Genomic DNA, 12,757 nt, shown 5'->3' with positions numbered 1-12,757 from the left:
CGATCGCTATAGTTGTGCTAGGACTTACTTTCAGCTGGGGAAAGTAGCAGAAGAATTAGGAGAACTAGAGGAAGCAAAAGCCAATTACCTACAAGATTTGGTAATTACAACTGAGTTTAATGACGAGCATGGTTTGGGTATTTCGCTACGTAATCTTGCCCGTTTTTATCAAACTACCCAGGATGAAGATTTATTGAGAGAGGTAGCGAAGATATTCGGGACAACGGTGGAGGAATTAAAGGAGGCAATAATCAATACTGAGGAGTGAGCGATCGCGTTTGAGTTTGTGGAGGTGCGATCGCTATTCATTCTATACTTGGTGTAATTTCCTGTGACCCATGTATAACAGCAAGTACATCAATTTGTTCGGGTTTGATGTAATAGATAATTCGATATGAACCTTCAATGACTTCCCGAATTTGCTCGGTTTCAAACTCTGGTACAATTCGACCAGATAGAGGGAAATTCGCAAGCTGCTGCGAACGTTTGGTTATACGGTCAATAATCCTGGTTGCATAGTGAGGTGAATTCTGGGCAATGTAAGTATAAATTGCAGATAGGTTTTCTACGGCTGTTTCTGTCCAAAAAACTTTCACTCTGGTAGTCCAAATTTTGCCCTAACTTCCTGTACGGAAATTACTTTACCAGCTTGACTCTCAGCAAGTCCAGCTTCAACAACTTGCCTAACATAAATCTCATACATGAGGTCATCCCATGTTGAGTTAGCAGGTAATTTATCAATTAGCTTTCGAGCTTCTTCTTTAATATTGAGCTTTTCCATAGAGATTGCAGATAACTTGCTTTTTTATATTGTACGCTCAACGCACGAATCGGGGAAACGCATACTTTGTAAAGCTTGCAGTAGGAATTATGTTTGGGTTTGTGGAGAAGTGCGATCGCGCTTGAGTTTGTGGAGGTGCGATCGCTCTCCCGTTATCTTAAAAGTTACAATGAGTATGGTATTTACAAAAAAGGCAGAAATGACTGCAAAAGATAAAATTCACGCTGAAATTGATAGTCTTAACGAAGAATATCTAGATGAACTATATCTTTTAATCCAAGATTTTGCCCAATCTAAACAACATCTTAAAAAACCGAGTTTCATGTCAAAATTGAAACAAATCAAGATAAATGCTCCAGAGGATTTCGCTAGCAATCTTGATTCTTATCTAGCTGGGGATGATGTCTAACGAAAAGCTGCGTTGCATCTACGCGTTTGGGGTTGTAGAGAGGTGCGATCGTTTTCTGAAAATAAATTTAACTTCAACTACTTTGTTGCTGTTCCAACCAAGTTACTAAATCATCCATCTCAGAGGATGTTTGAAAAGTCGTGATTGATGTATCAAATATTTTTTACCCCTCCCTAACCCTCCCCTTATAAAGGGGAGGGAACCGGATTTTTTCTTGTTTCCCCCCTCTTTACAAGCAGGGCTGTTTCATTCCCCAAAGAGCTTTAAAAATCAAGGATTCTAGCAATTGAAAATTAGTTATTTTGTTACCGACGTGCCGATGAAACCAACTATTTTACTGATATTTCAGTGCTTAAATGTTTATCTCTTCGTCACGCGTACTTACAATTTTCTTGCTAACCATATTGACAAATCCTGTTTGAAATGGAATGAATCAGCCCTGCTCTTTACAAGGGGGGACTAAGGGGGGTAACAACGCAATTAAAATCACAGTCAACCCTTTTCAAACAACCTCTTAGCGCAGCGGGGCGAAGCCCATTCTGACTTCTGAATTCTTCTTCAATGCATCTGTATTTTATTTCCCTGGTGGTAAAGTTCCCCCGTCACCTACATCGGTATATTTACAATAAACATTCAAGCCGATTTTAACGATGTAGAGAATAATAATAGTAGCGATCGATGGATCGAGGGGAATTGCAGCTAAAGCCATGAGGGATGTAATCGCTGCCGTAAGTAACACAGCATTTTCTGGACTTTTGGTATAATCGCTCAAACGTGCCCGAAAACCTTCATCTCCGCAAAGTTCATCCCGCAAGACATCTAATGTAGTTTGCCAGATTTTTTTTACTCCCATCGCCGATTGTCCATGTTTCTCAATCCACAGTTCCTCAAAGGAGGTTTCGAGATTACCGTTGTGACGTTCTACAGCATCAATAGCTTTATTTGCTGGTTCATATTCTTTAAGTAATTCGCGTGCTGATTTGATTTCATCTAGAGTTAATTGTGCATTCATATTGTTTTAGATTTAAAGCAACTATAGCAATCCGATTTAATTTTTGAATCACTCGTATAGATAAGGGACTGGGGATTGGGGACTGGTGACTGGGAAGAAGGAATAAAGATGTACTGAGTCTTGTTCAAAAATCAAATAGGAGTCCTATACAAAACTGCCTACTTACTTAGTCTCCCAAATAAATACCCATACCACGAGCGGTTTTAACTAAAGTACCATTCGGATCGACAGCGCTATATTGAGCGATCGCTTCGGTAATTGATACACTTAATACTTGGCGATTTTGCCATGTCACCATGCGATCGTATTTACCCTCAGCAATAAGATTAACCGCCGCTACGCCAAAGGCTGTTGCAACTAATCTATCTAGTGGTGAAGCAGTTCCACCACGTTGAATGTGTCCTAAAACTGTAACTCGCGTTTCTACACCAATGTGTTCAATAATTTTATCTGCCAAATATTCGCCAATTCCACCATATCGAGATTGACCTAAGCGATTTGTAATCGTCACATTTTCCCCATCGTGGGTACGAACCGCTTCGGAAACAATTATCAAACAATAGTTTTTGCCTTTCTCTTGGCGTTCTTTGATTTTGTGGCAAATATGCTCAATTGTGTAAGGGATTTCGGGAATTAAAATGACATTTGCTCCCCCCGCAATTCCCGCAGATATTGCTATGTGTCCTGCGTCACGCCCCATCACTTCCAAAATCATGACTCGGCTATGACTTGCAGCGGTAAAATGTAACCTATCTAATGCTTCCGTGGCAATATTGACTGCTGTATCAAACCCGATGGCGTGTTCAGTAACGCCAATATCGTTATCAATGGTTTTGGGAATACCTACTAGATTAATGCCGCCTTGTTGGGCGAGGCGACGCAGAATTGCCAAGCTACCATCACCGCCAATACCAATCAAAGCATCTAAACCTAGCTCATGATAACCTGCAATGATTTCTTCGGAGCGATCGCACAAACTTCCATCCGCCATTGGAAAAGCAAAAGGGTCGCCTTTATTGGTTGTCCCCAACATTGTGCCACCCGCAGTTAATAGCGAGTCAACTTGATCAACTTCCAGTTTTGTGAATTGTGGCGGACGCGCCATTAATCCTAAAGTAGCTTGACGGATTCCCAAAACCTCCCAGCCGTAAGTATCCACAGCACAATTTACTACAGCCCTAATCACAGCATTTAAACCAGAACAATCACCTCCACTGGTAAGAATTCCTATACGTTTGCGTTCTCCCATCTTTTTTATTGACATTTTGATTCAAAGATATTGAGTAGTCGATGAAACTTAAGCCAAAGTTACCAAAACATTAAACCTAAGCAAAAAACTTCCCTGCAAATGCCAAAGTAATTTTATGTTTATTTTGTGTCTAAAAACAAAACATAAGTTTAAAAATTTAGAACTCAGCAGCCAAAAGTTAGAAATTATCTGGATTTGGTATGATTACCGACGCAATAAGGTAAATTTAGAGTTTAATTTTTTTAACATTCTGACTACTGAATTGTGACTCCTGAATTTTACAACTAAGGTTATCTCAGCTGTAAAATGTTAAGTGTAGAGCCAGTAGTAGATTAAACCTAAGCAAAATCAATCCTCGAAAATGCTAGGGTGTTTTTATGCTTGTTTTGTGTCTAAGAAAAAACCAAGTTATCCCAGCTGTAAAATATGAGGGTGGAGCCAAAGGTGTCTAGTATTGAAAATTACAACTTCTCTTTTTCAGGAGAAGTAACAATCCCACAAGCTCCTCCTGAATTTAAGTCAGGTTTTATCGGTATTGTTGGTCGTCCAAATGTCGGTAAATCTACTTTAATGAATCAATTGGTAGGACAAAAAATTGCCATAACTTCCCCTGTAGCGCAAACTACACGTAACCGTTTGCGGGGCATTTTAACTACACCAGAGGCGCAGTTAATTTTTGTAGATACGCCAGGAATTCATAAGCCCCATCATCAGTTGGGGGAAGTGTTGGTGCAAAATGCCAAAATTGCCATTGAATCGGTAGATGTAATACTGTTTGTGGTAGATGGATCAGTGGCTTGTGGTTCAGGCGATCGCTATATTGCCGAGTTGCTCAGTCGCACCAAAACACCGGTGATTCTGGGCGTGAACAAAACCGACCAACAACCGGACGATTCTCAGTATTTAGATGATAGTTACGCCCAGATGGCCCAGTCCCATGAATGGGAAATTGTGAAATTTTCTGCCAAGACGAGTGCAGGATTACCCCAACTTCAAGAATTATTAATTGAACATTTAGAAATTGGGCCGTTATACTACCCGCCAGATTTGGTAACTGACCAGCCAGAACGCTTTATTATGGGTGAATTAATCCGAGAACAAATTTTATTATTGACTCGTGAAGAAGTACCCCATTCAGTAGCGATCGCCATTGACCTAGTAGAAGAAACTCCTAGTATTACCCGTGTACTTGCTACTATCAACGTTGAGCGCGATTCCCAAAAAGGTATACTCATTGGCAAAGGCGGAGCAATGCTCAAAGCAATTGGTAGTGAAGCTCGTGAACAAATCCAAAAGTTAATTGCTGGTAAAGTTTACCTCGAATTGTTTGTCAAAGTCCAGCCAAAATGGCGACAGTCGCGGATTAGTCTAGCAGAGTTAGGTTATCGCGTGGAAGAATAGAAATTGGGCATGGGGCATTGGGCATGGGGCATGGGGCATTGGTCAAAAAGGTAAATGACAAATGACAAATGACAAATGACAAATAATTAATAAAAATGTCTTTAGATATTCGCTATCCCTTAAATTTACCGGTCAATGCTCCGCCATTGCGCGTGTTAATTGTCGAAGATGATCCGATGATGCAACTGGGATTAGAGCAATCGTTAATGGCTCATCCTCAGATAGAGATAGTTGGACAAGCCGAAGATGGTTATTTGGGAGTTCAAGCAGCACTGCAACTCAAACCTGATTTGGTGGTTATGGATATTGGATTACCGCGATTGGATGGCATTGCAGCGACACAGCAAATTAAGGCGGCTTTGCCAGCAACTCATGTCGTGATGCTGACATCTCATCAAACGGAGACAGAAATTATTGCGGCACTATCTAGCGGTGCAGATGCGTATTGTATTAAAGGCGCAAGTGTGGAACGATTGTTAAGTGCGATCGCAGCCGCAGTTGATGGTGCAGCCTATCTCGATCCCCAAATTGCGCGGCGAGTGATTGATAATCTCAAACCGCCTACACCCACTAGCAACAACGCCAACTTATCTGGGCGCGAGTTAGAAGTGTTGAAACTCATGGTAGACGGGTTGAGTAACCCAGAGATTGCCGAAAAACTCTATCTTAGTCCCAACACCATCAAAACTCATGTCCGGGGGATTATGAATAAATTAGCAGTAGACGATCGCGTGCAAGCAGCAGTTGTAGCACTACGTTCTGGGTTAGTTTGATGTCAGAAGAAATTCAAACCTTTACTACTGAATATCTTGACAAGTGCGCTCATTTATATGTTGAAGTGTTCAATAGTGAACCTTGGAATGAGCGATGGACTTTTGAGACTGCAAGAACAAAGTTGTTTGAAATTCTGAATACACCGGGCTTTGTCGGATTTGTATTCAAACAGGATGAACTGTTAGGATTTGTGGCAGGTTATTGTAAGCAAGGGCCAATAAGTAAAAGCTTTTATCTGGAAGAAATTTGTGTCCAATCTCATAAGCAGCGTCAAGGAATGGGAACAAAGCTACTTAAAAAATTAATGGACACTCTAACTACGATGGAAGTCACTGGGGTTTATCTGTTGACTAACAAGGATGGACAAGCAGAGGCTTTTTACAGCAAGCATGGCTATCAAAGAAGCCAGCATTTGATTTTTATGGCAAAACGATTTTAAAGTAGATAGAAGTTTTGCATCAATTACGAATTGAACATAAAACAAATGCAGCAAAATACAGAAATCAACCTCAGCAAAAGTAAGATTACTGGTGCATCCAAACTTAAAAATGAATTTCTCACTTTCTGCCCTACAAGCCGTGAAGAGTGGCGGAAATGGTTAGAGACAAACCATCGCACCTGTTTCGGTGTCTGGCTCATTTACTACAAAGTAAAAAGTGGTAAGCCAAGTGTTCGATATAGCGAAGCGGTAAAAGAAGCCTTATGCTTTGGCTGGATTGATAGTAAAGTCAAATCATTAGATGAAGAACGTTACATGCAAATCTTTACACCTCGAAAGCCGAAAAGTGTGTGGTCAAAATTAAATAAACAATATATTGAAGAACTTATAGAACAAGGTTTAATTAGTACAGTTGGACTAGAAAAAATCGAAGCTGCAAAACAAGATGGATCATGGAATTCCTTAGATGCGATCGAAGCCTTAATAATTCCCTTCGATTTAAAGCAAGCCTTAGAAGCAAACACAACTGCCAAAGAGTATTTTGAAGCATTTAATAACTCATCTAAAAAGAATATCCTTTATTGGATTGACAGTGCAAAACGTCCAGAGACAAGGTTGAAGAGAATTGAACAAACCGTCAACTCAGCAGCAGCGAACAAAAACCCATTGGTACGATAAAAAAGCCGCTGAAGTTCGCCGAATGCTCAACTTTTCTTACCGTTGGCAAACCTACGAATTTCTCAAGCGTGAAAAAGCCTACTTAGGGGATGTTTTAAAAGTCATCTGGTTGGTAGCAAAACGTTTTAGATCCCCCTAAATCCCCCTTAAAAAGGGGGACTTTGAGAATTTTTTGCCCCCCTTTTTAAGGGGGGTTGGGGGGATCAACAAGTGCCTAAAATTACAGCCAACCACTTTTAAAACATCCTCTTACTTGCCTTACACTAAAGATGATCTGGAGCAAGATGTTTAAAGCATCTGCATCATTTGCGCTATACAAATTTGATAAACTTGCCCATCTGCTGCATCTTTGGCTTTAAAGTCTACACGAATTTTTAATCCCATTTACAATTAGAGGCGTACATATATATGTACGCCTCTATAACCGATTGATTTGTTGCCAAGATTTTTGAAAAATAGAAAAATAGTCTACCTCAATGCATTTTAGTTAAAAGAGTTTGAGAATTGATTAGGGTCTAAATCAGAAGGAAATAATAAAATTTCCTTGCCTTCTAAATATGCTTTTTGGTGAAGCAAAATTGCTTTTTCCAAAGAACAATATTTAATTGGAACCCATCTGTCGCTATAAAAGTAGACAGTTACTCGGCTCATTGCATACTCTTTCAACGGCAGTGGAAGAGACCAGGACGAATCCACAGTTTGAACCTTAGCTGTTGAGTCCATGCTTTGAACCTCAGTTATTAAGTATATTTACTTTCACTCATTAGGATGATTTAAAGTAACTGTCATAAGTAATAAGAATTTGTCTTTCAATTGTATCTTTAGATAAAAATTCAAATCATTAAAATAGACATTCCCAGTCATAAGCTGGGAACAAAACAATCTATCAAAGCTTTGTCTAGACTGGCTTGTAGGTTAAGTTGACACCAATGAACAGCGGTTCACCCCTACGTTTTAATTCTCTCATCTTGCCCCTTTGCCTAAAAGTCTGATTCTCAATTACAGAGTTCAAAATTAAGAATTATCCAAAACTGTACTAGTGTTGATGCACTCGTTCTAACAACCATAACGATGCGACAGTACCCACAAAGTGAGCAGCAATCCCAGTGATATCTGCCACAGCCACAAAAACATCCATCGGTCGAATAATCCTGTAAGGGTCGCTGATTGCTACTCCTGGAGTTTGGGATATAGATTTTGCCATTAGCACGAACATAGTTGAACTAGCACCTAAGAGAGTTAATAATATTCCTACTAAACCCACAATTATCCCCAAACGAAGGATTTTAGTTGTATCTGGCTTACTAGGATGCAAAGCCGGATTGTGATTTTCTAGAGCTTTGCCTATGCGAGTGTAACGAAAATCCCAATAGAGACTGAATAACAACAGTACAATTCCGCATACGGCCCAAAATATGCCAATGCTAAGACCGGCATTCTGTTGCTGAACAAAACGACGACCAGTCAAGGCAAACAACAAAGCAAAGACCGAAACTACTCCAATTGCCAATTGTGCCCACAAAGTAATCCAGCCTGTAAGGCGAATAGTATTACCAATTCCTCGTGTTTCTGGTGCTAGCGACCGCGTTTCTGATTCTATTTGCATATCAATTACCATGAAATCTAAAATCCCCCTACTGCCAAGGTTATTTCCACAATTCGCCTCATACCCCCATCCCTAGACATAATCACCTCAAAATCTTGGGGAATAAAATTTTAATGAGCATGGGGCATTGGGCATTAGGATAAGATTTGTTTTCCAGTCCCCAGTCCCCAATCCCCATAATTTAAAATCCTGCCAAACGATTTAAAGGTTTCAAACTCAGGGACGATGAAGAATTAGCAATTAAATTGACAAAATCACACTATAAAGAGTGATATTAAGCGATAGATAGCGCTTATAAAGGACTAACGGTCATGATTAAATCTTGGATGGTGATTGGGGGTGTGGCTTTCTTGGTTGCCTTAGCAGCTAATGTGATTACGCCTAGCGATCGCCAGTGGTTCAAGCGCTTACAACGACCGAGATGGCTAACTTTTGAGGGTGCGATTCCAATTATCTGGACTGTAATATTTATTTGTGGTGCTTGGTCGGCTTATATTGTCTGGGAAAAAGACCCAGGAAGCACCTCAACCTGGTTAATCATGGGTTTATATCTGCTTTTAGAGATTGTCACCATTTCCTATACGCCTGTAATGTTTAAGCTTCGCAGTCTGAAAGTTGGTACAATTCTCGGTGGCACAGGTTTGATCATTTGTGCTTTATTGATACTTGCAGTCTTAGGTTTTTCTGGTTGGGCTGCACTATTACTAGTTCCTTATTTGCTCTGGAGTCCCATTGGTACTTATACCACTTGGCAGATGGCGAGTCTCAACCCTCAAGATGCCTAAGATTCGCACCAGCGAATGATTCAACATATTCCCTAAATTGCCAAACTTGCAGTGTATGACTTGACAAAATACACAAAGCTTGAGCGCAATATGACGATTCCATCTTGGATAATAATTGGGGCTGTAACTTTTTTCATTGCCCTTGGTAGTTTCTTAATCACGCCGCGTGATGTTAAATGGTTTGTACTGTTAAGTCGCCCTCGCTGGCTAGTTTTTGAGCCTTTGATTCCCCTCATCTGGACTGTGATTTTTATTAGCGGTGCAGCTTCAGCTTATATCATCTGGCAAAAAAATCCAGGAGGCATAATTACTTGGCTACTAATGGCTTTGTACCTCTTGGTGGAAATTATCACCGTCGCCTACATACCTATAATGTTGAGGTTTCGCAGTCTCAAAGCTGGGGAAATTCTTGGGCTAATTGGTTTGATTTTAGCCGTTGTCCTGGCAATCTGCGTTTTGCCAATTTCTCTAATGGCGGTGCTGTTACTCCTTCCTTATCTAGTTTGGACTCCCATTGGTACTTACACCACCGACGAGTTAAGAGAGTTAAATCCTCAAGATGCATAACGCATCTATGCAAGACGCCCATAACGTGCAGTGACACGATTGGCTGGATTGGCTTGATTATTCAGCCAAGCCCACATTTGATCGCCAACAGAAAAATGCCACCACTCTCTGGGATTGCGTTGAAAGCCAGCTTTTAACATTACATCTTGCAATAGCTGACGGTGAGCATGATACTGTTGTGCTTCTGGGTCGTCATTATTGGCATAATAATCGGGATGCGATCGCCCTGACATTTCATCAATCGGCGAACCCATATTTACTACTTTTCCTGCATCATCTACCAGTGTTACATCCACCGCCGCACCCGTACTGTGAGGAGGCGGAGTTTTTTCATCTAAACTTGGTACAGCCCAAATTGCATAAACCGCTTCCCAAATCTCTTGGCGTTGGTTTGGTGATAATTCCACCTCAGCCAGTCCTCTATCCTGCACTGCTTGGGCGAAGCTGTAATCTACCATAAACTGCTGGACTGCGATCGGGCGATAAGCATCAAAAATTTGAATCCGCCAGTTAGGATGCAACAATTCAAGATAATTTTGCGCTTGGATTAAATTTTCAATTACGCTTTGACGGAGATAATAAGGGGAGCGATCGCCATAAGGCGCACCTAATTTTTCATAAGGATGGGGAGATTCCACCGCAAACAATTCTAAAGGAATCGCTATTAACGGTTCACCAGACTCGAAAATTGGGATTTGATGATAAGGCCTCATCTAGTCAGCTACACAGGACTTACGGATTTTAACGCAAGCATAGCATTCTGCGTAACAAGTCTCTTCTTTCTCTGTGTCCTTTGCGCTTCTGCGTGCAATACTAATTTTTCTCAATCCTGAACGGTGAACCAAAAACTTTTTTCTAAAGGGTAAACGCTAATAATCTGCTACGTATACAAAGTTATATAGCCTTTCCTAATCACATAAGGTACATCATAGTCCCCTCTCGAAGAACCTACGGTTTACACACAAGTACTTTCATTCAGAACACAAGGACTTTCATTCAGAACACAAGGACTTTTGTTCAGAACACAAGGACTTTCGTCCAGAACACAAGTACTTTCATTCAGAACACAAGTCTTTTTGAGTCTTTGAGGGAATGAAACAGCTTTCGTTTTCAAGAGGAGTTGGGGGTAGGGTTATTGTACCCTTAATGGTGCAGAAAAGTCCTGAATGCTTGATATATGGGGAATTTTACTGAGGCAAGGATGACAAAGAGGGGGAGGAAATGGGATGCTCAAGTTTCCACACAAAAAACTACCCCATGTCAGTCCCCCATCTTTATCGTCAACTGCAAGCTCAAGTAAGTCAATGGATTCATCCCCAAGACCAAAGACATCTACAAGTGTTTTGTGAGAATGTGGCCGCAATTTTACAAGCTCAGAGTGCCTGTTTGAGCCACTGGTTGCCCTATCTGAGTCATCGGGACTGCAAAGCTCGCAGCCACATGGAGCGATTAAACTATTTTGTCCATAATCCCAAAATCAACGCCGAAACCTTCTATTTCCCCCTGTTAGAGCAGTTTCTGACAGCATGGGCGGGAATGCCGATGACGCTAACACTCGATACCAGTATGTTATGGGATGAGTATTGTCTAATTGAGGTCTGTTTAGTTTGGGGAGGACGCTCGATTCCTTTGGGGCAAACAGTGTTGTCACACGGCAGTGCCACGGTCGGTTTTGAGGACTACTGCCCGGTGCTAGAAACCACTTTACGACTGCTGCCGCCGGGATGTCGGGTGACATTATTAGCAGATAGAGGGTTTGAACATGGTGCGTTGATTCGGTGGTTACAAGACCATGAATGGTCGTGGTCTATTCGTGCGAAATCTGACCTGAACATTACGCACTCCAATGGTAAAACTGCTGCGGTTGCTGATCTTCTTCCCCCAGAGGGACAAGCTTATCTTTTTCCAGAAGTCACGGTTTTACAAGACATAAAGTGCCATCTGGCAACCGCCCATTTATCCCTGGCGAGTCAGCCTTGGGCTGTCCTCTCAGATGTACCTCCCTCATTACAGACTTTTGAAATTTATGGTCAGCGATTTGGAGGGATAGAACCGCATTTTAAAGAACTTTGGAAAGATTTAACTGAAGTTGAACGTTTAGCATCGCGTTATAAGTTGGGAGAGAGTAATTTACCTATTCCTAATCTAGCAATTGTAGATAGGCTTCAGCGTCATGGGTTATTACGGAAGAATGGAGGTTTATTTAGCAGTGTTTTTGCAGAGTTTGTGAAAGGTCAAAGATAAAGCAAGAAGTCAAAGATTCAAACATTAAATATAAAAAATGTTGCTGTTTTTGCGAGAAACTTGGGAACTATTTTGGTGGGCAATGTTTTGTCCTTCAAGGCTTCAGCAACGAATGAATGAATGGTTGCCTCGAAAAGAAATAGATGGACGCAGACCAGACACAAGTTTTTATACTATTTTAGTTGTTGGAAATGTACGATTTCTTAGTCAGTATTTATTACTATTATTTATTTTTAATATCCCTCTTATTTTAAAACTGATTGAGGATAATCAATCATTGAATTGGTTACAGTTACCTTGTGTAATATTAATTGCTTATGCAACAGGAGCTTTGTTTTTACCTTTAGGATTAGTTATCCCCTCATTGTGGTTGATAGTTGTATTAAATCAGCCTGATAGTTGGTTAAAGGGCTTAATGGAAGCTATTAAAGTTTTACCTCCTTTACCTCGAATCGGGATAGGTCTTGCAGTTTTTGGAGTATCTATATCATTAACTGTTTGGTTAATATTGCAACTGTTAAAAAGAGAACATCTTTTCCTTGCTCGTAATGTGATGGTGGTGGGAGGAACAATCAGTGTGATGTTAGGAGCGTGGTTAGCAACTCAAAACTGGTTGTTTCTGTTGTTAGTAAGTGGAATGACAAGCTTTATCCTATTTCTAGCAAGAGAAATTATAGAAAATAGTGATGATGCGCCCGTCGTGGCGGGAGTCGTGGCGGGATTCCTGGCGGTAGTCCTGGCGTTCGGCGTGGCGTTCGGCGTGGGGGTAGTCGTGGCGGGAGTCGTGGCGGTAGTCGTGGCGGTAGTCGTGG

Annotated in this window: 16 protein-coding genes and 1 pseudogene; 10 read left to right on the top strand and 7 right to left on the bottom strand. The window is 41.0% G+C overall.

The genetic code is table 11. The features are described 5' to 3' along the window. Positions 1-268: hypothetical protein (locus tag RRG12_RS35775; protein WP_420762492.1), on the top strand; the 268-nt coding region annotated here is incomplete at its 5' end. A gap of 37 nt (positions 269-305) precedes the next feature. Here the strand turns inward: RRG12_RS35775 and RRG12_RS35770 are convergent. Beyond that, positions 306-596: a type II toxin-antitoxin system RelE/ParE family toxin gene (locus RRG12_RS35770; protein ID WP_420762491.1), complete on the bottom strand. Its 291-nt coding sequence runs from the start codon at positions 594-596 to the stop codon at positions 306-308. Continuing rightward, entirely contained in the window at positions 593-781 is a 189-nt protein-coding gene (locus RRG12_RS35765) for a hypothetical protein (RefSeq protein WP_094347334.1), read from the bottom strand. The genes RRG12_RS35770 and RRG12_RS35765 overlap by 4 nt, the downstream gene beginning before the upstream one ends. Before the next feature lie 16 nt (positions 782-797). Here RRG12_RS35765 and RRG12_RS35760 point away from each other — a divergent pair, with 16 nt between their 5' ends. Next, positions 798-1,190 carry a hypothetical protein gene (locus RRG12_RS35760; protein WP_420762490.1) on the top strand — a complete coding sequence of 131 codons (393 nt, stop codon included), beginning with the start codon at positions 798-800 and terminating at the stop codon, positions 1,188-1,190. Between the two features lie 574 nt (positions 1,191-1,764). Here the strand turns inward: RRG12_RS35760 and RRG12_RS35755 are convergent. Next, positions 1,765-2,202 carry a hypothetical protein gene (locus RRG12_RS35755; protein ID WP_420762489.1) on the bottom strand — a complete coding sequence of 146 codons (438 nt, stop codon included), beginning with the start codon at positions 2,200-2,202 and terminating at the stop codon, positions 1,765-1,767. Positions 2,203-2,368: 166 nt separating this feature from the next. Next, complete coding sequence (locus RRG12_RS35750; RefSeq protein WP_420762494.1) at positions 2,369-3,451, bottom strand: ATP-dependent 6-phosphofructokinase; 1,083 nt, start codon at positions 3,449-3,451, stop codon at positions 2,369-2,371. A 426-nt stretch (positions 3,452-3,877) separates the two neighbouring features. On the opposite strand from RRG12_RS35750, the gene era reads away from it, so the two are divergent. The 4 genes from era (at position 3,878) to RRG12_RS35730 (ending at position 6,743) form a co-directional block, all read left to right on the top strand. Further along, positions 3,878-4,852, top strand: coding sequence for a GTPase Era (gene era / locus RRG12_RS35745; protein WP_420762488.1), 975 nt, complete (start codon positions 3,878-3,880; stop codon positions 4,850-4,852). A gap of 95 nt (positions 4,853-4,947) precedes the next feature. Then, positions 4,948-5,625, top strand: a complete 678-nt coding sequence (locus tag RRG12_RS35740; protein ID WP_069070468.1) for a response regulator — start codon at positions 4,948-4,950, stop codon at positions 5,623-5,625. Next, the gene (locus RRG12_RS35735) at positions 5,625-6,065 is read left to right on the top strand and encodes a GNAT family N-acetyltransferase (RefSeq protein WP_420762487.1); all 441 of its coding nucleotides are present in this window, start codon (positions 5,625-5,627) and stop codon (positions 6,063-6,065) included. Before RRG12_RS35740 ends, RRG12_RS35735 begins: the two co-directional genes overlap by 1 nt. Before the next feature lie 45 nt (positions 6,066-6,110). Then, positions 6,111-6,743: a YdeI/OmpD-associated family protein gene (locus RRG12_RS35730; RefSeq protein WP_069070466.1), complete on the top strand. Its 633-nt coding sequence runs from the start codon at positions 6,111-6,113 to the stop codon at positions 6,741-6,743. 483 nt (positions 6,744-7,226) lie between these two features. On the opposite strand, the gene RRG12_RS35725 is transcribed toward RRG12_RS35730, so the two are convergent. Both RRG12_RS35725 and RRG12_RS35720 read right to left on the bottom strand, forming a co-directional pair. Beyond that, positions 7,227-7,466 (bottom strand): hypothetical protein, encoded by a 240-nt coding sequence (locus RRG12_RS35725; RefSeq protein WP_256090976.1) that lies wholly within the window; start codon positions 7,464-7,466, stop codon positions 7,227-7,229. Between the two features lie 313 nt (positions 7,467-7,779). Then, positions 7,780-8,349 (bottom strand): DUF3611 family protein, encoded by a 570-nt coding sequence (locus RRG12_RS35720; protein WP_084227106.1) that lies wholly within the window; start codon positions 8,347-8,349, stop codon positions 7,780-7,782. Between the two features lie 311 nt (positions 8,350-8,660). Between RRG12_RS35720 and RRG12_RS35715 the strand changes: the two genes are divergently transcribed. Continuing rightward, positions 8,661-9,134 (top strand): TspO/MBR family protein, encoded by a 474-nt coding sequence (locus RRG12_RS35715; RefSeq protein ID WP_420762486.1) that lies wholly within the window; start codon positions 8,661-8,663, stop codon positions 9,132-9,134. A 90-nt stretch (positions 9,135-9,224) separates the two neighbouring features. Continuing rightward, positions 9,225-9,701 carry a TspO/MBR family protein gene (locus RRG12_RS35710; protein ID WP_420762485.1) on the top strand — a complete coding sequence of 159 codons (477 nt, stop codon included), beginning with the start codon at positions 9,225-9,227 and terminating at the stop codon, positions 9,699-9,701. Positions 9,702-9,706: 5 nt separating this feature from the next. On the opposite strand, the gene RRG12_RS35705 is transcribed toward RRG12_RS35710, so the two are convergent. After that, complete coding sequence (locus tag RRG12_RS35705; RefSeq protein WP_420762484.1) at positions 9,707-10,414, bottom strand: M15 family metallopeptidase; 708 nt, start codon at positions 10,412-10,414, stop codon at positions 9,707-9,709. A gap of 544 nt (positions 10,415-10,958) precedes the next feature. Here RRG12_RS35705 and RRG12_RS35700 point away from each other — a divergent pair. Beyond that, a pseudogene (locus tag RRG12_RS35700) lies at positions 10,959-11,798 on the top strand (transposase); the annotation flags it as partial. A 184-nt stretch (positions 11,799-11,982) separates the two neighbouring features. After that, positions 11,983-12,757 (top strand): hypothetical protein (locus tag RRG12_RS35695; protein WP_420762483.1); only part of this gene is annotated, 775 nt, incomplete at its 3' end.

The organism is Nostoc sp. CALU 546, from assembly GCF_048836525.1.
Note: the sequence above shows the minus strand (reverse complement) of the source record. Positions and strands in the feature narration are given on the sequence as shown.

Excerpts from the sequence above, each read along its gene's own strand:
- RRG12_RS35765 (WP_094347334.1), bottom strand. The coding sequence starts at position 781 with ATGGAAAAGCTCAATATTAAAGAAGAAGCTCGAAAGCTAATTGATAAA.
- RRG12_RS35755 (WP_420762489.1), bottom strand. The coding sequence starts at position 2,202 with ATGAATGCACAATTAACTCTAGATGAAATCAAATCAGCACGCGAATTA.
- RRG12_RS35750 (WP_420762494.1), bottom strand. The coding sequence starts at position 3,451 with ATGGGAGAACGCAAACGTATAGGAATTCTTACCAGTGGAGGTGATTGT.
- era (WP_420762488.1), top strand. The coding sequence starts at position 3,878 with ATGAGGGTGGAGCCAAAGGTGTCTAGTATTGAAAATTACAACTTCTCT.
- RRG12_RS35740 (WP_069070468.1), top strand. The coding sequence starts at position 4,948 with ATGTCTTTAGATATTCGCTATCCCTTAAATTTACCGGTCAATGCTCCG.
- RRG12_RS35735 (WP_420762487.1), top strand. The coding sequence starts at position 5,625 with ATGTCAGAAGAAATTCAAACCTTTACTACTGAATATCTTGACAAGTGC.
- RRG12_RS35730 (WP_069070466.1), top strand. The coding sequence starts at position 6,111 with ATGCAGCAAAATACAGAAATCAACCTCAGCAAAAGTAAGATTACTGGT.
- RRG12_RS35725 (WP_256090976.1), bottom strand. The coding sequence starts at position 7,466 with ATGGACTCAACAGCTAAGGTTCAAACTGTGGATTCGTCCTGGTCTCTT.
- RRG12_RS35720 (WP_084227106.1), bottom strand. The coding sequence starts at position 8,349 with ATGCAAATAGAATCAGAAACGCGGTCGCTAGCACCAGAAACACGAGGA.
- RRG12_RS35715 (WP_420762486.1), top strand. The coding sequence starts at position 8,661 with ATGATTAAATCTTGGATGGTGATTGGGGGTGTGGCTTTCTTGGTTGCC.
- RRG12_RS35710 (WP_420762485.1), top strand. The coding sequence starts at position 9,225 with ATGACGATTCCATCTTGGATAATAATTGGGGCTGTAACTTTTTTCATT.
- RRG12_RS35705 (WP_420762484.1), bottom strand. The coding sequence starts at position 10,414 with ATGAGGCCTTATCATCAAATCCCAATTTTCGAGTCTGGTGAACCGTTA.